This window comes from Pseudoalteromonas sp. MQS005 (assembly GCF_001661605.1).
GTDB lineage: Bacteria > Pseudomonadota > Gammaproteobacteria > Enterobacterales > Alteromonadaceae > Pseudoalteromonas > Pseudoalteromonas tetraodonis.
On record NZ_LYRQ01000001.1, the window covers coordinates 22,181 to 41,151 of the forward strand.

Here is an 18,971-nt window from a genome sequence, read left to right on the forward strand (position 1 = left end):
CCTGTGGTTTTAATTGAAAAACATTGGATTTTTATAAATGAAAACGTTTGTTGCTAAACCAGAAACAGTAAAACGTGACTGGTACGTAGTTGACGCTGAAGGTAAAACTTTAGGTCGCATCGCTACTGAAATCGCTCATCGCCTACGCGGTAAGCATAAAGCTGAGTACACACCGCACGTAGATACTGGTGATTACATCATCGTTATTAACGCTGAGAAAGTTACTGTTACTGGTAATAAATTCAAAGACAAAGTGTACTATGCTCACTCTGGTTTCCCAGGTGGTCTTAAGTCTACTACTTTTGATAAACTTCAAGCTGCAAAGCCTGAAATGATCATCGAAAAAGCTGTTAAAGGCATGTTGCCACGTGGTCCTTTAGGCCGCGCTATGTACCGTAAACTTAAAGTTTACGCGGGTACTGAGCACAATCATGCTGCACAACAGCCTCAGGTTCTAGACATTTAAGGAGCACTATCATGGCAAATCAATACTACGGTACAGGTCGTCGTAAAAGTTCAAGTGCTCGCGTATTCTTACGCCCAGGCACTGGTAACATCGTAATCAACAAGCGCTCTTTAGAAGAGTACTTTGGTCGCGAAACAGCACGCATGGTTGTTCGTCAAGCTCTTGAGCTTGTTGACATGACTGAAAAGTTTGACTTACACATCACCGTTGCTGGTGGTGGTACTACTGGTCAAGCTGGTGCTATTCGTCACGGTATCACTCGTGCACTTATGGAGTTTGACGAGTCATTACGTCCACAACTTCGTAAAGCAGGTTTCGTTACTCGTGATGCACGTAAAGTTGAACGTAAGAAAGTGGGTCTTAAGAAAGCGCGTAAGCGTCCACAGTTCTCAAAACGTTAATTTTTACGTTATCAAGAATTCAAAAACCCAGCTTATGCTGGGTTTTTTGTTTTGTAGCTATAAGATTTTGCTTCAAGGTTCAAGGCTCAAGGTTCAAGGTTCAAGGTTCAAGGTTCAAGGTTGATACGACCCCGATAAAGTAGACACGGGTTTTTAATTCATTAACTCGTATTGCATGGGACTCACATTTCCTAGCGTGCCATGCATTCTTACTGAGTTGTAGTAGTTTTCGATATAAAAGCGACTTTGTACTGTCATTTCACTACGACTCAGTTCATTTAAATTGTTCATCCATTCTTTTTTATACTGGGCAAAAAAGCTTTCTGAGCAGGCATTATCCCAGCAATTCCCTTTTCTCGACATGCTAATTGTTACCTGTCGGTTGTTCAACCACGATATTGTTTCTTTTGCACGATACTGGCTGCCTTGGTCTGAGTGAAATAATAAGCGACTTCCATCAGGTTTACGTGCATCCCATGTTTTTTTTAACGCTCTAATCACCAAGTCTGCGCTGTTAACTCGACTTGTTGCCCAACCAACGACTTTGCGTGAGTATAAATCTAAAATTACACATAAATACTGCCAACCCTCTCTGCAACGAACTTGCGTTATGTCTGACACCCATACCGTATTGGGTTCATCAACACTAAACTCACGACCCAATAAGTTTTCTGCAGTGATATGCCCCTGCTTTTTTCCGCTACCGGTATATCGGCGTTTACCCGCGGCTGAGCGGTAACCCATACTCTGCAGTAATCGCTGCACACGGCCTTTACTACACTCATACCCATTATCTATAGCGGCTTTCCACAACTTTCTGTAGCCCGGAATACAGTGCTCATCACTACTTACTTTTTTCAAAAACTCAAGCAATGAGTCGTTTTCTGACGCACGTTGACTTAATGATTGCTTTAGCCATTTATAATATCCAGCTTTTGATACTGACAACCATGTGCATAATTTTTTTATCGTTTTCTTAGCTGTCGCAGCTTGGTGAATATACTCAAATCTTATTCTTTTCGGCTGTCCAAGTAGGCCTTCGCCTTTTTTAACACATCGTTCTCCAACTGCGCATCTTCCAATTGCTTTTCAAGCTTACGCACTTGGCGCTCCAAATCTTTATATGACTTATCAGGGCCTTGGTTTTTAATTGGGTTAGATGTACTTTTTGACGTCATTTTTCGTCTCCATTTAGATAATAAGACAGGGTTAATGCCCAGCCGATGAGCTATTACATTAACAGTATCTGGAGAGTCTAACGATTGTTCAACTGCTTTTGTTTTAAATTCAATTGAATGACTACGCCTAGTTTTGATTTTCATAACACTTATTCCTTAAATAAGTGTCCACTTTTATAGAGTCGTATCAGGTTCAAGGCTCAAGGCTCAAGGTTCAAGGCTCAAGGTTCAAGCTATAAATTTGATCTAAGCTTTGTGTCTTTCTTATTTTACAGTTATAAGTTAAGCATGTTTCAGCTGACTGGTTATGTTATGAGGTTTGAAGATTTAAGGGTATGGCAACGTTCAGCCGATTTAGCTTGCGAGATTTATTTACATTTTAAGCAGAGCAAAGAGTTTGGTTTAAAAGATCAAATAACACGATCTGCGCTTTCAATTTCTTCAAATATAGCAGAGGGTTATGAACGGGTAACACCTAAAGATTATACTCGATTTTTATCATATTCTAAGGGGAGTTGTGGAGAATTACGCTCTCAAATTTACATTGCATCAAAAATAGGAGAGGTTGATACGACAAAGGCCACTGAATGGATTGAGGAAACTCGTGAGCTTTCCCGTATGATTTCAGCATTGATGAAATCAATCGATGCTTGGGAATAAGAGGTTCAAAATTTAATATTCATTCAAAAATATATGAGTATGTTTCGCCTTTCGCCTTTCACCTTTCATCTTCAATTTTCCCTTTAAGACTAATGTCGACATTAGCTTGATCAAAATAGGCCAAGTATGCGTATTTATTGAACGAAAGCTTAAAAATGACCTACTAACGCAAAAAAAGTTAAATAATTATCGCAATTAGTTTAAATCCATCAGTTAATTGGTGAATTTTTTTGCTACAATTGGCGGGCAAATAAAGTGAATGAGTTTAATGTCGCCAAATTCAGTGGTTACTGTACTTAGTTGGTGAGATTGTACTTGTTTACAAATTGTTTTTACGGAAGCGATACTATAGTCATTTGGTTTCATACTCGAGCTTACTTAATCAACTATTTGAGCAAGTCAGGTTTATTCGAGCAGGAGGCTGTGAATAACCTTGTTTTAAACAAGGGTTTTAATTATGATCGTTTCTCTTTTAAAATTCGAAAAATTAACCTGCTGTAACTGATGTTCTCAATATAGCAAGTGTTGAGAATCATAGTGGAGATAAGTGGATGAGCAATGCGCCTGTAGACAATGGCCGACGTCGCTTTTTAACCATAGCTACCTCTGTTGTTGGTGGTGTTGGTGCGGCTGGGGCTGCTGTTCCTTTTATTGCGTCTTGGAATCCAAGTGAGCGAGCTAAATCTGCGGGTGCGCCTGTAGAAGTAGATATCAGCAAACTTGAGCCAGGACAATTAATACGTGTCGAGTGGCGTGGTAAACCTGTATGGGTTGTATCACGGACCCCAAAAATGCTTGAGCAGATGAAAGAACATGAAGGTCAACTTCGTGATCCGCAATCGCAAGAGCCACAACAATTAGAATCATCAACCAATGATTTCCGTTCATTACGCCCAGAGATTTTTGTCGCTGTAGGTATTTGTACGCATTTGGGTTGTTCACCTAGCTTTTTACAAGGTGGCTTTGGTGAGAAAGTGGAAGGGACTGATGACGGTTTTTACTGTCCATGTCACGGTTCTAAGTTTGATATGGCCGGCCGTGTATTTCAATCGGTACCTGCACCATTAAATTTAGAAGTTCCACCATATACTTTTCTTGATGAGACCACTATTTTAGTGGGCGAAGAACAAGGGGTGGCCTAATGTTTGGAAAAATTGTTGAGTGGATAGACGACCGTATCCCAATGACACGTGTTTGGAACATGCACATTGCACAGTATCCAGCACCAAAAAACTTTAACTTCTGGTACTTCTTTGGCTCACTCGCTATGTTAGTACTAGTTAACCAAATCCTTACCGGTATTTGGTTAACGATGAACTATGTACCATCTGCTGAAGGTGCGTTTGCATCAGTAGAATACATCATGCGTGATGTAGAGTACGGTTGGTTATTACGTTATTTGCATTCAACGGGTGCATCTGCGTTCTTCATCGTTGTTTACATGCATATGTTCCGTGGCATGATCTACGGTTCTTACCAAAAACCACGTGAATTACTGTGGTTATTCGGTATGTTTATTTTCCTAGCCCTAATGGCTGAAGCGTTCATGGGTTACTTATTACCATGGGGTCAAATGTCGTTTTGGGGTGCACAGGTAATCATTTCACTGTTCGGCGCTATTCCGGTAATTGGTGATGATTTAACACTGTGGATTCGTGGTGACTACGTTATTTCGGGTGCAACGCTTAACCGCTTCTTTGCATTACACGTAATAGCATTACCACTGGTTATTGTTATCTTAGTATTTTTACACATTGTTGCATTGCACGAAGTGGGTTCTAACAACCCTGACGGTATTGATAACAAACGTAAAAAAGGAACCGTGGCTGAAGAAGACAAGCCTAAATTTAAGTTCCATGAATACTACACTGATAAAAAAGACATCATTGATGCGATTCCGTTCCACCCTTATTACACAGTAAAAGATATTGTGGGTGTGGTTGGTTTCTTAATCTTGTTCTGTTGGGTTGTGTTCTTTATGCCTGCAATGGGTGGTTTCTTCCTAGAAGCGCCAAACTTTGAACCGGCAAACCCACTTAAAACACCAGCGCATATTTTCCCTGTTTGGTACTTTACGCCGTTTTATGCAATCTTACGTGCGATTCCAGACAAGCTAATGGGTGTTGCAGCAATGGGTGCATCTATTGTCGTGCTAGCATTATTGCCTTGGATTGACCGTGGTTCGGTTCGTTCAGTTCGTTACCGTTGTGGTTTCCACAAATGGAACATTGCAGGCTTTGTAGTTACTTTCGTTCTTTTAGGTTGGGTTGGTGCTACACCTCAAACTGACTTTAAAACGCTTGTTTCGCAAATCTGTACTGTGACTTACTTTATGTTCTTCGTACTGTTATTTGTTTACAGTAAGAATGAAAAAACTAAGCCATTGCCTGAGAGGTTAACGAAATGATGAAAAAGCTACTTATTGGTTTATTCGCTTTATCAGTAAACGTATTACCAGCAATGGCGGCAGGCCCGTCAGTTCCTCTAATGGAAGCGGGTAACGATATATCTGATCAACCTTCTTTGCAACGTGGCGCAAAGTTGTTCATGAACTACTGTCTTGGTTGTCACCAAATGCAGTATCAACGTTATGAACGTACTTTCCGCGATATTGGTATTCCAACAGAGATTGGTCAAGAGCAACTTATTTTTGATGGTTCAAAAGTAGGTAGTCATATCAATAATGCAATGAAGAAAGAAGATGCTGCAAAATGGTTTGGTGCGGCTCCGCCGGATCTAACAAATGTTGCGCGTGTGCGTGGCAGTGATTGGATTTATACCTATTTAAAATCGTTTTACAAAGATGAATCTCGTCCGTTTGGCGTAAATAATACGTTATTCCCATCGGTGGGTATGCCACATGTTCTTCAAGAGTTGCAAGGTGTTCCTACTGCAATTACTGAAGAAGTAACAGTAAATGGTAAAACAACCACTCATATTACTGGTACAGAAACAGATGGTACGGGCGAATTAAGTGTAGATGAATATGACCAAGCAGTTCGTGATTTAACGAATTTCCTAGAGTATGTAGGTGAACCTACACGTCTCGAATCGGAAGCGCTAGGTATTAAGGTACTTGGATTCTTAGTGATTCTATTTATCTTGGCATTTATGCTGAAGAAAGAATACTGGAGAGATGTTCATTAAGTTTGAACATATTTAAAGGTAATTTTGCAATAGGGGCTTAAGCCCCTATTGCTGTTTTAGTTATTTAATGGAGGTAGGCATGGCCGTAGCTGCCAATAAGCGCCCTGTAATGACCCTTTTTTCTGGTGCTAACTGTATGTATAGCCACCAAGTACGCATTGTACTTGCTGAAAAAGGTGTAAGTGTAGATATTCATATGGCTGAAAAGGATAATCTGCCAGAAGCACTTCACGAAATTAACCCTTACGGCACAGTGCCAACACTGATTGACCGTGAGCTTGGTTTATATCAGGCAAACATCATCATGGAATACCTTGATGAACGTTTTCCTCATCCTCCACTAATGCCTGTATACCCGGTCATGCGTGGTCGTAGTCGTTTAATGATGCACCGTATTGATACTGATTGGTACAGCCTAGCTGAAAAAATCATTAACAACACGTCTGAAGCAGCGCAAGCGCGTAAAGAGCTGACAGAAGCATTACTTGCAATAGCACCGATCTTTAGTGAAGCGCCTTACTTTATGAGTGAAGAGTTTAGCTTAGTTGATTGTTACTTAGCTCCACTATTATGGCGTTTACCTGAGTTTGGTATTGAGCTAAATGGTGCAGGCTCTAAAGAACTTAAAGAGTATATGATCCGTTTATTTGAACGTGAATCATTCCAAGCTTCTTTAACTGAAGCAGAGCGTGAGATCCGTTTATAATGACCTCTAATCGTCCTTATTTACTACGCGCTTTTTTTGATTGGATTGTTGATAACGAATGCACACCACACTTAGTGGTTAATGCTGATTTTCCTGCAGTGCAAGTGCCAACACAGTTTGTCCAAGACGGCCAAATTGTATTGAACATAAGCCCTTCAGCGGTTACGCAGTTTTCGTTAGATAATTCTCAGCTTAGCTTTAACGCACGCTTTGGCGGTCAGCCAATGCAAGTGTACGTGCCTTTAGGGGCTGTACTTGCAATATATGCACGCGAAAATGGCGAAGGCACAGTCTTTACTGCAGATGAGTTTTTAGAGGACGAAGACGATTTTGCTCCAGAGCTTGAAAGTGTCGATTCATCACCTGAACTAGTTGATGAAACACCTGATCCTAAGCCTGAAAAGAAAAAAGGCTCACATTTACGCGTTATAAAATAACCCTTAAATGTTAGATAAAAACCGCTTAATAAGCGGTTTTTTTATGCCTGATTAAAAGTAGGCTAAAGGTGAAAGTTCACGGGCGACGAGCTGCGAGAAACGGGTTGAGATTGACTGGTGTAGCTGCGGGTTTATTCCGCGCAGGTGGTTTTAGGTAATAAATTTATTCACAAAGAGGTTAAGAGACGCTGTGCTTTTAGAGCTAGTGAAAAAACAATTAATCACTCGGGCTCATGGTTATTGTTTTCTCATTTACTGCTCATTCACTTCTCTTTGTGCAAAAAGATCTTGAAGAGATTCTATTTACCACAGAGGGTGCAGAGCACACAGAGAAAATGATTAAAAACATGTTTTATTTGCTTTGTCTTCTCTGTGTAGCGCGAAGCGCCTCGGTGTTCTCTGTGGTAAGAAATGTTTTTAGGCGGGGCTTTATGCCGCGCAGGTGGTTTTAGGTAATAAATTTATTCACAAAGAGGTTAAGAGACGCTGTGCTTTTAGAGCTAGTGAAAAAACAATTAATCACTCGGGCTCATGGTTATTGTTTTCTCATTCACTTCTCTTTGTGCAAAAAGATCTTAAAGAGATTCTATTTACCACAGAGGGTGCAGAGCACACAGAGAAAGTGATTAAAAACATGTTTTATTTGCTTTGTCTTCTCTGTGTAGCGCGAAGCGTCTCTGTGTACTCTGTGGTAAGAAATGTTTTGTATGCGGGGTTTTATGCCGCGCAGGTGGTTTTAGGTAATAAATTTATTCACAAAGAGGTTAAGAGACGCTGCGCTTTTAGAGCTAGTGAAAAAACAATTAATCACTCGGGCTCATGGTTTTTGTGTTCTCATTTACTCCTCATTCACTTCTCTTTGTGCAAAAAGATCTTAAAGAGATTTTATTCACCACAGAGGGGGCAGAGCACACAGAGGAAATGATTAAAGACATGTTTTATTTGTCCTGTCTTCTCTGTGTAGCGCGAAGCGTCTCTGTGTACTCTGTGGTAAAAATGTTTTTTAAGTGGGGCTTACGCCGTGCAAGTTTGATTTAAGTTCACGGGCGACGGGCGACGGGCTGCGAGAAGCGGGTTAAGATTGACTGGTGTAGCAGCGGATTTTTAGTGATTCTATTTATCACAGAGGGTGCAGAGCACACAGAGAAAATGATTAAATACATGTTTTATTTGCTTTTTTTCTCTGTGTAGCGCGAAGCGCCTCAGTGTACTCTGTGGTTCAAAATGGTTTTGTAGGCGGGGCTTTATGCCGCGTATTTTACTAAACCCTGCGCGAGGTAAACTCCCGCCTACAGGTATAAAAAAACCTTGCGATGTTAACCGCAAGGTTTTTAAATTTCTCGAACCTCGAACCTCGAACCTCGAACCTCGAACCTTATTTTTTACAAATACTCAAACACTTTAATAACGCGCTCTACGCCAGAGATATTACGGGCAATATTAACGGCTTGGTTTGCTTCAGCGTCAGACACTAGCCCCATTAAGTATACTTCGGCATTTTCAGTCACTACTTTTATATTATTACTGCTGATGTTTTCAGCCGCTAAAAGCTGCGCTTTTACTTTTGAGGTTAACCATGAGTCGTGAGTTTGCGTGGTGATACCAATATTAGAGCCAATGCGTAGTTGGTTGTGAATTTTACGAATGCCAGATAGGTTCTCAATGGTTTTAAGCGCTTGGTTTTTCATTTCTTGGTTAGGAACTTGCCCTACCATTAAAACCACGCCATTAACGCTTATAACGCTGATATGAGCAAACTTATTAAGACGTTCATCTTCACTAATAGCAATGCTGGCTTTTATTTCAATGTTGTTGTCGTCTATTTGCGAGCCAATGGTTCGTCTATCGTTTGCTGCAGTAACAGCACTGGCTGTGCCGGCCACTACAGCAGCAGCACAACCTTGTAATAACACAACGGTGCCTAAAATAATCAGGGAGCGTTTAAACATAATTTTCATCCTGCGGGAAAAGAGTTAAATCTACCAATTCACTTAAACAGTGAAGGTTAACTAAATGCGATTCAATAATGCGACTAGGGCGTTTAGACGGTGTACGTATTTCTACATCGTTATGGCCAAGCAAGCCAACGAGTTCACCGCCATCATCACCTACCATTACTATGACCTTCATATCTTTGGTTAGTGCCGCTTCTACTGCAGAAATTATATGTTTTTCATTGCCATTAATTGCTAATGCAAGGAGCAAATCACCTTGCTGAGCAAAGGCACGTACTTGGCGTGCAAAGGTATCGTGGTCATCTATTTGATGGCCTTGACCTAGGTTAATATTTTCTTGCGAAAGGGCAATTGCAGGTAAGCAAGGGCGCTCTGTTTCGTAAAAGTTTACTAATACGCCAGCCATGTGTTGTGCCAACATGTGGCAGTTTGCTGTGCCGCAACATATCAGTTTATTACCATTGATCAGGCTTTGTGCAATGGTGAATGCCGCTGACTCCAATGCGCTAGGAAGTACTTCACCTGCTGCAATTTGAACTTGAATACTTTCTTTAAAAATTTCTTTTATTGTGTCTTGCATGGATTACCAACAATTAATATCTAATTCTGTGTGAGCTCACACCCGCTTTATTAAGGATGATGATTTTTAGAAGCAGCTTGTTAATTTTTAACTACGCATTAATGCATTTAGCTGTTGTAATAATTGCTCACTCATTTGTATGTGCTCGGTATTAAAATACGTTTTTTAGCCAGTTTATGTGTAGTGATGGCTCGCCTGTTATAGCAACATAATCAATACGTAATGGCTGATTCTTTAAGTTTTTAGCCGCGAGGTAATGATAAATAGTTCGTCTTAATTTTTCTTGCTTTTGCGGGCTTAAAGCATAATTAGCGCCGCCTTTTATATTATTTTTACGAAACTTAACCTCAACAAACACTAAGGTGTCACCGTCTTTCATAATGACATCAAGTTCGCCATAGGGGCAGTAGTAATTACGCTCAATCGCTTTTAAGCCTTGTGCTTCTAAATACTTTTGCGCTTGGCGCTCATAATACTGGCCTTTTTCACGACTATTTTGCCACAGCTGTTTAAACCACGACATGTCGACCCCTTAGTTAATTATGGTTATGCCGTCGTTAGCTGATTGCATAAATAGCGGTACAGGGCGTTGTGTTTTTAACTCCACCGGTTTTATTCGGCGGTTGCTGTACTGAGCCCATTGCAGTGAACGTTCAATATCACCGGCACTATTAATCGACAATTTACCGCTCAACCCTGAAAAGTATTTATCGGGTGTAACACTCAATTGTCTAATATCGTTAAGCATGGTGACGGAATCATAAGCCATCGCAAATAAACGTTGGCTTATATCGGCTTGTTCAGGCCATAAATCATTGTATTGCTGACGCAGATTATGTTGCTTAATTTGTGAGTCTAACATCCAAGGCAGTTCAGTAAAGTAGAGTCCGTCTAAATCACCTTTGTCAGTGGTATCTATTTGCTTACTGTGGCTTTTAGAGCTGGCGTAAATAGGAATTCTATCGGCAAAGGTACTCACATTAACATCAAGGTAAGGCTTAATTAATCGGGTTTCAATGGCGTCGCCGAGTATGTAAATGGCATCAATATCTCCACGTGAGCGTGTTTCACTTTCAACTTCTTTATTAAAAAGTGCTTTAACAGATTTAATACGCTCTTTTGACTTATCAACTTCTAACAAGCTAGTAATCGTATTGGGCATATCTTTGTTATCGTTATAAAAACCAACTTGCGTGGTTGTTTCACTATAGCGTTGCCACTGCAGATTAAAGTAGTCAACTAAGCGCTGGCCATTGGTATTATTTGGCGCTAGCAACATCGGCTTTTGATAACCCTGTGCTAAAAAGTGCTCTAGCGTTTGCTGTACTTCATGTTCAGGATTAAGCGCAAAAAAGTAATGTTGCAGCGAGGTTCTTTCGCCATCAAAGGTATTTAAATGTAAGGTGGGTATATCGAGTAATGTATTGGTATTAGCGAGCTTATCTATATTGGCTTTTAATAGTGGGCCAATAACAAAGTCAGGCTGTAACTGAGAAATTTGTGCGCTCAACGCTTCTGTTTCAGTGTTTTCATCTATAAACAGTGTTTCGTTGATCTCTTTTTTATCAAGCGCTGCCAATATACCGGCTTTTAAGGCATCCCCAAGGCGCTTATTAGCACCTGACTGAGGCAGTAAAACAACCAAACGCTCAATATTAATTGGCGCTAATTCATTAGCATACGTTTCTTGTTTTGGCAGTACATTGTTACCAGGATGCCCCAGGTAACGGCGGCGCCAATTATTAATGGCTTGGTCTAAATCAACCGAGCTGTTGGCGTAAACTTGATGATACAAAGCTAAGTTAACCCAACCTTGTTGGATCACAGAACCACGGTTAAATCGTTCTAATGCGTAAGATGAGAGTTGCTTTAAATTTTTCCAAAGTGCATCACTAAGCTGAGGAATTGAAATAGTGTTTTTAGTTGCAGATTCTGACGCCGCAAAAAAATAGGGTGCAGCACGCTTTGGCAAATTTTGAGAAGCAAAAATGCTGGCAGTTAAAAATTGGTGCCAGGCAAAATGTTCGGGTTGCTTGAGTTGTCCCTCAAGTGAGTTTAATACTTCAAGTGCTTGCTGGTTTTTATTCTGCTCTTTTTGTGCAAAGGCAATATATAAACGGTTTTGAATTTGATCAACACTGGCAGTAAGTGCAAGTTCGCTGCATATTGTTTCGAGTAGCGGCCAGTTTTCTTCAGTAATGGCGCTATCACGGGCACTATAAAGCAGTTGAATTTTATCTGCACCAAAACGGTTTTGCGCTAATTGATAAATCGATTGCGCGTTCAGTGCTTCATTTTTCAGCGTATTGGCACTGCTATTTAAGTTATCGCTGGTTTTAGTTGGTTTTTCGGTTGTGCTACACGCCGATAACCCTGACAATATAATTAATAGACTAACTAGTTTAAGTCGCACAATGATTTCCCATACGTTAACGCGATTTGCTTATATTACTGACTGACGCAGGAGACCTCAATGTTAAATGAGGAGAATTCACAGAAAATTGGCACTCTTTACGTTGTTGCCACCCCAATCGGCAATTATGACGACTTAAGTCAGCGTGCAATCGCGACATTATCGCAGGTTGACTTAATCGCTGCTGAAGGCACTCGCCATACTGGCAAGCTACTCAGCCACTTTGGTATTAAGGCTAAAACCTTTGCGTTACATGACCATAATGAAAAGCAAAAAGCGCAGCAAATTATTGATCAACTTAATCAAGGGTTAAATATTGCATTAGTATCCGATGCCGGCACGCCGCTTATAAGCGACCCTGGTTATGCCGTTGTTAATTTATGCCGTGAGCAGGGCGCACTTGTCACACCTGTACCTGGTGCATGCGCTGCTATTACGGCGGTATGTTGTTCAGGGCTGCCAACCGACCGTTTTCAGTTTGTTGGCTTTACGCCCGCTAAAAGTAAAGCACGCCAAGATTTTTTTATTGATGCGGTTAACTCAAGTATTACCAGTATTATGTATGAAAGTACCCACCGTATTATGGCAAGCTTAGACGATTTAGAAGCAGCGCTAGGTGGTGAGCAGCAAGTGGTATTTGCCAAAGAGCTCACTAAAACATTTGAAACCTTTTTTAATGGCACAGTGACTGAGTTAAAGCAGTTTTTAACTGACGATCCTACTAAACAGCGCGGTGAAATAGTACTCATGCTGCCGGGTAAACCTAAGGTAGTTGACGATATTCCGCCAGAGGCACGCAAAATGTTAGCGCTACTTGAAAACGAAATGCCAATGAAAAAAGCCTGTGGCGTGGTGGCCGATTATTTTGGTATGAAGAAAAACGCGCTGTATAAAACAATTATTGAAGAAAAACAGTAAATGTTTACTGCGTAGTGTTGTGCTCTCATGTATACTGCGCGCCGAGTTAGCCAAGATAATCGCTGCCTGCAACGAAAATGCGCAGGGGGAGGAAAGTCCGGGCTCCACAGGGCAGAGTGCCAGTTAACGGCTGGGGGGCGTGAGCCCACGACAAGTGCAGCAGAGAGAAGACCGCCAATCTTCGGATTGGTAAGGGTGAAAGGGTGCGGTAAGAGCGCACCGGGCCGCTAGTAATAGTCGGTTGCAAGGTAAACTCCACTCGGAGCAAGACCAAATAGGGTTCCTTATGGCGTGGCCCACGTTGGAACCGGGTAGGTTGCTTGAGCCATAGAGCGATTTATGGCCTAGACGAATGATTATCACTTTCTTCGGAAAGGACAGAACCCGGCTTACCGGCTAACTCACTCATTCAATAAAAAAGCCCGCAGTTAACGCTGCGGGCTTTTTTGTGTTTGGAATAAGCTGTCAGGTTGCGGGCTTAAACCTAAACTCGACGCGAGACTAACTATCGCCTTCAGGCATAAAAAACCTTGTAATGTTAACCGCAAAGCTTTTAAATTTCTCGAACCTCGAACCTCGAACCTCGAACCTCGAACCTCGAACCTCGAACCTCGAACCTCGAACCTCGAACCTATCTATATAATATTTTTACCTTGCTCTGGGTCGCGTGATTCATCGGCTTGCTCGCGAATATCATCCGTATCACTACTTACATCATCAATACTGTGTTCATGCTCTGTGGTTTTATGTTTTTGAATATGTGATTGCTCGTTAATTTCTTCTGTTGTCTCTGTTTTAGCTTCGCTTGCTATGGGATAAATATCTTCACCTTGGCTATTGAGCAATATACGCTCTCTGGCATTGTCAGGCATACTTATATTATGTTGCGTAAAACTATTGATTAACTCTCGCATAAGCTGTGAGGCTACTTTTACCGTGCTGTATTGTTCGCCGTTGACCCAAAAGTAAAGGGTAAAGTTAATAGTGGCGGAGCCTAAGTTATCAATCAATACTTGGGGAGGTGGATCGCTAAGCACAGAGGTTTGCTGCGATATTATACTAATTGCCAGACTTTGTGCGTCGCGAATGTCATTATCGTAGCCAATACCGATTGAAAAATGACCGCGCATTTTTGGATTAGCGGTTAAGTTTTTAATGGTATTTTTATACACAGTCGCATTGGGTATTTGAATATGATTGCCATCGTAGTCAACTAAAGTGGTTGCCCGTGCAGTTACTTTTTTAACAATACCAATTCTGCCATCAACTTCTATTACATCATCTATTTTAAATGGACGCTGTACACTTAAAAGTAAACTGGCAATAAAGTTCTCAGCTATATCCCGAAAGGCAAAGCCTAAAATAAGCCCAATTAATCCGGTGCCACTCATAATTGCGACCGCGAATTCGGTAAGTCCTGCCAAGCGTAAAAATAGATAAAACCCGAGTAAAATAATTAAGGTGCTAATACCTCGCCTAGCAACTAGATGTACTAATTTACTCTTGGTCATGTAAGTAACAGGCTTTATTAACAAGCGTGATAATGGTGTGGCAATTAAATAACTAATCACCAAAATAACAATCCCTAATAATAAAGTGGGCAGTAATTGCATGAATGTGTGTAGTAATTGCACGCTTTGATCTTTTAAAAAGCTCCAAGAAATTGAGTTTGGCTTAACGGTGTCGATTGCTGGAATTGATGTGTTATTAGCGAGTGTTGCAATTAAAGCACTGAGCATAGAGGTCATCCGTGTTAGGTCGAAGTAATTAGGGTCTGTGTTAAACAATAGCAGCAAGTTTAATACCAAGCAGTATTTGTTTGGCAAACATTTTGCTACTTAATTAGAAAAAGGGAGTTAACTATGAGTGACTTTAAGCGTGGCCAAAGAGCCAAGCAGCCTAACCATATCCCTCTGCGTGGCTGGTGGGATATTACAAGGCGAATAGTAAAACAAATGAGCCGTGATAATTTATCTTTAGTGGCGGCTGGCGTGGCATTTTATGCGTTACTGGCTATTTTTCCCGCCATTGCGGCATTGGTGTCTGTGTATGCTTATTTTGCATCACCGAATGATATTAGTGTGTATTTAAGTCAGTTTATGGCGTTATTACCACAAAGCACTCAAGAAATTATTTTATCTCAAGTTTCAAGTCTTGCGCAAAAGTCACAAACTAGTTTAAGCCTTAGTGCGCTGGGTACTTTACTGTTAACTATCTGGAGTAGCTCTAAGGGCAGCCAAGCGTTGATCACAGCATGTAATATTAGTTATCACGAATACGAAAAACGCTCATTCTTAAAGGCGCAACTTGTACGTTTGTTATTTTCAGTGGGTGCAATTGTGGTGGCTGTAATAGCACTGGTAATTATAGGTATATTACCGCTAGCGCTTAATTTACTAGGAATTAAAGAGAGTATTGATTTTTTAATCATGCTTATATCATGGCCATTGCTGGCATTGACCTTTAACTTTGCATTATTAATTTTATACCGTTATGCGCCTCACAGAAAAGCAGCTAAATGGCGCTGGGTTACCGTGGGCTCATTCACCGCCACCGTATTATGGATTGTGGCATCTTTTGGCTTTTCATTTTATGTATCTCATTTTGCTAGTTACAACGAAACATATGGCTCTTTAGGTGGAGTGGTTATTATGCTTATGTGGCTATTTATTAGCGCTTATATCATTATTTTGGGAGCCACAATCAATGCTGCGTTAGAGCAGCAAACTGCTCAAGACAGCACCATTGGACCAGATAAAAAAAGAGGGCAGCGAGGTGCGTATGTAGCAGACCACCTCGACACAAAATAACCAGTATTAGGGCTAAATGACTTTTATTTTAAACTAATTACTTGATTTGTTGTTATCAGCTGCATAAACGAGGCTTTGTGCAGCGGCTTTGAAAACAAATAGCCCTGGCCATAATCACAACCGGCCTCAAGTAATAAATCCATTTGTAATTTTGTTTCTATGCCTTCGGCAATCACTTTTAAACCAAGCTGATGAGCCATCATGATAATTGCTTCACACAAAGCCAGCTCTTGACTGCCTTTTTGAATATTATCAACAAAGCGTTTATCTATTTTTAGGTAGTCGGTATCCATTTCTTGCAAGTAAGCAAGCGATGAATAACCGGTGCCAAAGTCATCAAGGGCCAATTGCATCCCTGACTTAACCAAGGCTTTCAAACGACTTTGGGTAAGTTCTTCAGGGTTAACCATTAAGCCTTCAGTAATTTCGGCCACAATCGCTGAGGCTGGTATATTTGCCGTTGCTAGCATATCGTACCATTCGTCTATGCCGCTATCGACGGTTGCCAATTGCACTGGTGAAACGTTAATGCTTATTTGAAATTCATCTTGAATGTGTTTTTTAATATCATTAAGTGTTTGTAGTGCCTCAGCAAATACAAATTGACCCAGCGCATTTATTTGTCTGGTTTCTTCAGCAAGAGGAATAAAGTCAGCAGGGCTGATCAGGCCTTTTTCTGGGTGTTGCCAACGAATAAGTCCCTCAGCTTTATGAACGTGTAAATCATCAAGCGATACGATAGGTTGGTAATACAATTCAAATTGTTCTAGCTCTATAGCTGAGCGAAGCTCTTTGAGTAGTTGCATTCTTGCGTTTGCATCTTCACGCATATCATGTGAGAAAAATTCAAAGCCATTGCGACCGCTATTTTTTGCTTTATACATAGCTTGGTCAGCGGCTTTAAGTAATTGCTCTGGATTTTGGCCATCATCTGGCGCGCAGGCAATACCAATACTGGCACTGATATACACTTTTTCATCTTCAATAAAAATAGTGGAGGCAAGGCTAAGTAAAAGTGATTTTGCCATTTGCTTTATATTATCGCTGCCATGTAAATCACTAAATACAACAACAAACTCGTCTCCGCCAATTCGTGCTACAAAGTCAGCCTCTTTGGCCGTTTGCACAATTCGCTCAGATACTAACTTAAGTAATCTATCGCCGTAATGGTGGCCCAATGTGTCGTTAATATCTTTAAAATGATCAATATCTAATAGCATAATGACCAGTTTTTGATCTGCATTGGTAAGGTTTGCGAATCGTTGGTTTAAGCGCTCTTTTAGTTCTAATCGATTAGGCAAGTCGGTTAAATGATCAAAGTGCGCTTGTCGCCAAATTAATTCATCTGCTTGTTTTTTCTCGGTTAGGTCGGTAAAAATAGCAATACGACTAGTCGGGGCTTTATTTTTATCGTAAATAGTATCGATGGTTAACCATTCAACATACAGCTCGCCATTTTTACGACGATTGGTTATTTCACCTTGCCAACGCCCTGTTTTATTGAGCGATTGCCACATGTAATTATAAAACTGCTTATCGTGTTTACCCGATGATAAAATACCCACCGTTTTATTGAGTACTTCTTTTCGAGAATACAAAGTTGTTTCACAAAACGCAGGGTTCACATCATAAATAACCCCATTTTCATCCGTGATTGCGATGCCTTCACTGCTGTTGTTGTAAACTAATGACGCTAAATGCAACGATTCTTGATTTTGCTTTCGTTGCGTGATGTTACTAATAACGATAATAAACTCATCGGCTTTTTTCATTGGGCTAATTTTAGCTTCATAAAACTGATTGTCTTGTTTTTGTTCAAGCTCAACAGTGACAGGGGCGTTCAGGGGTATTAAGTACCCTTGCACTTGTTTTAAATTAGCATCAGAGAATAAACACGATAATTTTTTAGGGGGTGTTGAATGGCTATAATTTAACGATTTAATACGTCCACCGGTATCAAGAATATTGCCATTGACATCTACGCGTAAAAAAGCATCGGGTAATGCATTAAGCAGGCTATTGAGCTCGTCATGCTTATGTTTAAGGCATGCTTCAGCCGTTAAGCGAGTTTCGGCCATGTATTTAAAACGATGGTAAAGTCTATTTAGCTCAGGACTATTGGGCTGCTCATCGTCATGAGGCATATTACCGGCCGCTAAGCGGTTAACCGCCTGCGTTAGACTTTTAATCGGATTTAAAATGCTTTTATTGACCAGTCGTCTAGCTAATACAGCTAAAAGAAGAATGGTCATTAAAAATCCTAAAACCATTTTTACAAAGTTAATATCTATCCGCTCAAGTGTTTTATCTATTGGTTGAGTAATATAAATAGAGAGCTTATTGTCATTGCCATCTCGATAGAGAGTCGTTTGATGAAAAACTCTACGGATACCATCTTTTCCTTTAAAAATGACACCTGCTTGTAAATTATGTTCTAAATCAAACTCTTCCAATTTATAACCTAATCTATCGGCTGAAAAAGGGGAGTTGGCTAAAATAAGATTATTAGAGTCAGTGATGGCGACTCGAACTTCTGTCGGTAAATTCAAGCTATTAAGTGCCGAGCTCCACCAGTCTAAAGCAATTACAGTTACTATCACGCCTTCAATATCATTGTTTTCATTAAGAATAGGGGAAGCAAAGTTAATGCTCTGGGCTTCAAGGCTGCGATCGTGCTGGAAATGGCCAATACTAAACTCTTTACTGGCGAGTGCGTTTTTAAAGTAGGGACGATCACTAACGTTGATATTAGGGGCACCATTATTTGAGGAACAAATTAAATCGCCGTCTTTGTTTACTAAACCAATATTCGCGATATTGCCATTGAGTGCCTTAACATCTAAAAAATACGAAGGGCAGCGAGAAGATAAAGACTTAATGTCTTTCTGCTTTTTTGCTAAAAACTCAGTAATATGCTCTACATCATTAATCATGCTTTGCTGCTTGATAATTAGGTGCTCAGTGATAGAGCGCACTTTTTTCTCGTGCTCTTTAATAGCCGCGTCACGACTAAACCACAAGGTTACTAAAATAATAGCAGCTACAGGCATGCAAATTAGCATAAGAAGGCGGTAGAGTTGATGTTTTAATGATGCAGTAAAAATAATCGTATCCAAATTAGTGCAAAGTAGAGTGACGCTTGATAATCCTACTATAAATAACCATTGAAGTACTAAGGTTATATCTAAGATTTAGCAATAAAATAGTGTTGCATATAATTGAAATATATTAATTTACGTATAAAAAATATGATGAAGTAATAATTTAATATCTTATATATTTACATAACATATTAGGCAA

General features: G+C 40.4%; 17 protein-coding genes and 1 other RNA gene. 11 read left to right on the forward strand and 7 right to left on the reverse strand.

The genetic code is table 11. From position 1 onward, the window contains the following. The first annotated feature begins 37 nt into the window (after nucleotides 1–37). Both rplM and rpsI read left to right on the forward strand, forming a co-directional pair. Nucleotides 38–466, forward strand: a complete 429-nt coding sequence (gene rplM, locus A9479_RS00125) for a 50S ribosomal protein L13 (RefSeq protein ID WP_002957960.1) — start codon at nucleotides 38–40, stop codon at nucleotides 464–466. A gap of 8 nt (nucleotides 467–474) precedes the next feature. Continuing rightward, entirely contained in the window at nucleotides 475–867 is a 393-nt protein-coding gene (rpsI, locus tag A9479_RS00130) for a 30S ribosomal protein S9 (RefSeq protein ID WP_024600778.1), read from the forward strand. A gap of 153 nt (nucleotides 868–1,020) precedes the next feature. Here rpsI and A9479_RS00135 read toward each other — a convergent pair. Then, nucleotides 1,021–2,189, reverse strand: a protein-coding gene (locus A9479_RS00135) for an IS3 family transposase (RefSeq protein WP_128860809.1) whose coding sequence is annotated in 2 segments (ribosomal slippage) — nucleotides 1,021–1,919 and nucleotides 1,919–2,189 — 1,170 coding nt in all. Because the reading frame shifts where the segments join, the coding sequence is not laid out codon by codon here. A gap of 168 nt (nucleotides 2,190–2,357) precedes the next feature. On the opposite strand from A9479_RS00135, the gene A9479_RS00145 reads away from it, so the two are divergent. The 6 genes from A9479_RS00145 (at nucleotide 2,358) to A9479_RS00170 (ending at nucleotide 6,995) form a co-directional block, all read left to right on the forward strand. Further along, complete coding sequence (locus A9479_RS00145; protein ID WP_064662485.1) at nucleotides 2,358–2,705, forward strand: four helix bundle protein; 348 nt, start codon at nucleotides 2,358–2,360, stop codon at nucleotides 2,703–2,705. Nucleotides 2,706–3,256: 551 nt separating this feature from the next. Then, a complete protein-coding gene (petA, locus tag A9479_RS00150) occupies nucleotides 3,257–3,847 on the forward strand; it encodes a ubiquinol-cytochrome c reductase iron-sulfur subunit (RefSeq protein ID WP_008110867.1) in 591 nt (196 codons plus the stop codon). Next, on the forward strand, nucleotides 3,847–5,112 hold the full coding sequence (locus A9479_RS00155; protein WP_008110864.1) for a cytochrome b N-terminal domain-containing protein: 1,266 nt from the start codon (nucleotides 3,847–3,849) through the stop codon (nucleotides 5,110–5,112). The genes petA and A9479_RS00155 overlap by 1 nt, the downstream gene beginning before the upstream one ends. After that, complete coding sequence (locus A9479_RS00160; protein ID WP_008110862.1) at nucleotides 5,109–5,852, forward strand: cytochrome c1; 744 nt, start codon at nucleotides 5,109–5,111, stop codon at nucleotides 5,850–5,852. The genes A9479_RS00155 and A9479_RS00160 overlap by 4 nt, the downstream gene beginning before the upstream one ends. A gap of 79 nt (nucleotides 5,853–5,931) precedes the next feature. Then, the gene (gene sspA, locus A9479_RS00165) at nucleotides 5,932–6,558 is read left to right on the forward strand and encodes a stringent starvation protein SspA (RefSeq protein ID WP_013464041.1); all 627 of its coding nucleotides are present in this window, start codon (nucleotides 5,932–5,934) and stop codon (nucleotides 6,556–6,558) included. Beyond that, nucleotides 6,558–6,995 (forward strand): ClpXP protease specificity-enhancing factor, encoded by a 438-nt coding sequence (locus A9479_RS00170; protein ID WP_028834446.1) that lies wholly within the window; start codon nucleotides 6,558–6,560, stop codon nucleotides 6,993–6,995. Before sspA ends, A9479_RS00170 begins: the two co-directional genes overlap by 1 nt. A 1,382-nt stretch (nucleotides 6,996–8,377) precedes the next feature. Here the strand turns inward: A9479_RS00170 and dolP are convergent. From dolP to A9479_RS00200, 4 genes are all read right to left on the reverse strand, one after another. Further along, nucleotides 8,378–8,944, reverse strand: a complete 567-nt coding sequence (gene dolP, locus A9479_RS00185) for a division/outer membrane stress-associated lipid-binding lipoprotein (RefSeq protein WP_064662486.1) — start codon at nucleotides 8,942–8,944, stop codon at nucleotides 8,378–8,380. After that, nucleotides 8,937–9,530, reverse strand: coding sequence for an SIS domain-containing protein (locus tag A9479_RS00190; protein WP_013464044.1), 594 nt, complete (start codon nucleotides 9,528–9,530; stop codon nucleotides 8,937–8,939). The genes dolP and A9479_RS00190 overlap by 8 nt, the downstream gene beginning before the upstream one ends. A 151-nt stretch (nucleotides 9,531–9,681) precedes the next feature. Continuing rightward, the gene (locus A9479_RS00195) at nucleotides 9,682–10,053 is read right to left on the reverse strand and encodes a YraN family protein (protein ID WP_058154142.1); all 372 of its coding nucleotides are present in this window, start codon (nucleotides 10,051–10,053) and stop codon (nucleotides 9,682–9,684) included. A gap of 9 nt (nucleotides 10,054–10,062) precedes the next feature. Further along, complete coding sequence (locus tag A9479_RS00200; protein WP_013464046.1) at nucleotides 10,063–11,943, reverse strand: penicillin-binding protein activator; 1,881 nt, start codon at nucleotides 11,941–11,943, stop codon at nucleotides 10,063–10,065. A 60-nt stretch (nucleotides 11,944–12,003) separates the two neighbouring features. Between A9479_RS00200 and rsmI the strand changes: the two genes are divergently transcribed. Both rsmI and rnpB read left to right on the forward strand, forming a co-directional pair. Further along, a complete protein-coding gene (rsmI, locus tag A9479_RS00205) occupies nucleotides 12,004–12,861 on the forward strand; it encodes a 16S rRNA (cytidine(1402)-2'-O)-methyltransferase (protein ID WP_064662403.1) in 858 nt (285 codons plus the stop codon). A gap of 42 nt (nucleotides 12,862–12,903) precedes the next feature. Beyond that, an RNA gene (gene rnpB, locus A9479_RS00210) (RNase P RNA component class A) lies at nucleotides 12,904–13,269 on the forward strand. A gap of 227 nt (nucleotides 13,270–13,496) precedes the next feature. On the opposite strand, the gene A9479_RS00215 is transcribed toward rnpB, so the two are convergent. After that, a complete protein-coding gene (locus A9479_RS00215; RefSeq protein WP_064662404.1) occupies nucleotides 13,497–14,600 on the reverse strand; it encodes a mechanosensitive ion channel family protein in 1,104 nt (367 codons plus the stop codon). A gap of 123 nt (nucleotides 14,601–14,723) precedes the next feature. On the opposite strand from A9479_RS00215, the gene A9479_RS00220 reads away from it, so the two are divergent. Next, nucleotides 14,724–15,671: a YihY/virulence factor BrkB family protein gene (locus A9479_RS00220; protein WP_008465271.1), complete on the forward strand. Its 948-nt coding sequence runs from the start codon at nucleotides 14,724–14,726 to the stop codon at nucleotides 15,669–15,671. 23 nt (nucleotides 15,672–15,694) lie between these two features. Here A9479_RS00220 and A9479_RS00225 read toward each other — a convergent pair whose 3' ends face one another. After that, entirely contained in the window at nucleotides 15,695–18,721 is a 3,027-nt protein-coding gene (locus A9479_RS00225) for an EAL domain-containing protein (protein WP_064662405.1), read from the reverse strand. Nucleotides 18,722–18,971: the final 250 nt, after the last annotated feature.

Excerpts from the sequence above, each read along its gene's own strand:
- A9479_RS00225 (WP_064662405.1), bottom strand. The coding sequence starts at position 18,721 with ATGCCTGTAGCTGCTATTATTTTAGTAACCTTGTGGTTTAGTCGTGAC.
- A9479_RS00160 (WP_008110862.1), top strand. The coding sequence starts at position 5,109 with ATGATGAAAAAGCTACTTATTGGTTTATTCGCTTTATCAGTAAACGTA.
- A9479_RS00195 (WP_058154142.1), bottom strand. The coding sequence starts at position 10,053 with ATGTCGTGGTTTAAACAGCTGTGGCAAAATAGTCGTGAAAAAGGCCAG.
- rsmI (WP_064662403.1), top strand. The coding sequence starts at position 12,004 with ATGTTAAATGAGGAGAATTCACAGAAAATTGGCACTCTTTACGTTGTT.
- A9479_RS00190 (WP_013464044.1), bottom strand. The coding sequence starts at position 9,530 with ATGCAAGACACAATAAAAGAAATTTTTAAAGAAAGTATTCAAGTTCAA.
- A9479_RS00170 (WP_028834446.1), top strand. The coding sequence starts at position 6,558 with ATGACCTCTAATCGTCCTTATTTACTACGCGCTTTTTTTGATTGGATT.
- A9479_RS00145 (WP_064662485.1), top strand. The coding sequence starts at position 2,358 with ATGAGGTTTGAAGATTTAAGGGTATGGCAACGTTCAGCCGATTTAGCT.
- rplM (WP_002957960.1), top strand. The coding sequence starts at position 38 with ATGAAAACGTTTGTTGCTAAACCAGAAACAGTAAAACGTGACTGGTAC.
- sspA (WP_013464041.1), top strand. The coding sequence starts at position 5,932 with ATGGCCGTAGCTGCCAATAAGCGCCCTGTAATGACCCTTTTTTCTGGT.
- A9479_RS00155 (WP_008110864.1), top strand. The coding sequence starts at position 3,847 with ATGTTTGGAAAAATTGTTGAGTGGATAGACGACCGTATCCCAATGACA.
- dolP (WP_064662486.1), bottom strand. The coding sequence starts at position 8,944 with ATGTTTAAACGCTCCCTGATTATTTTAGGCACCGTTGTGTTATTACAA.
- petA (WP_008110867.1), top strand. The coding sequence starts at position 3,257 with ATGAGCAATGCGCCTGTAGACAATGGCCGACGTCGCTTTTTAACCATA.
- A9479_RS00215 (WP_064662404.1), bottom strand. The coding sequence starts at position 14,600 with ATGCTCAGTGCTTTAATTGCAACACTCGCTAATAACACATCAATTCCA.
- A9479_RS00220 (WP_008465271.1), top strand. The coding sequence starts at position 14,724 with ATGAGTGACTTTAAGCGTGGCCAAAGAGCCAAGCAGCCTAACCATATC.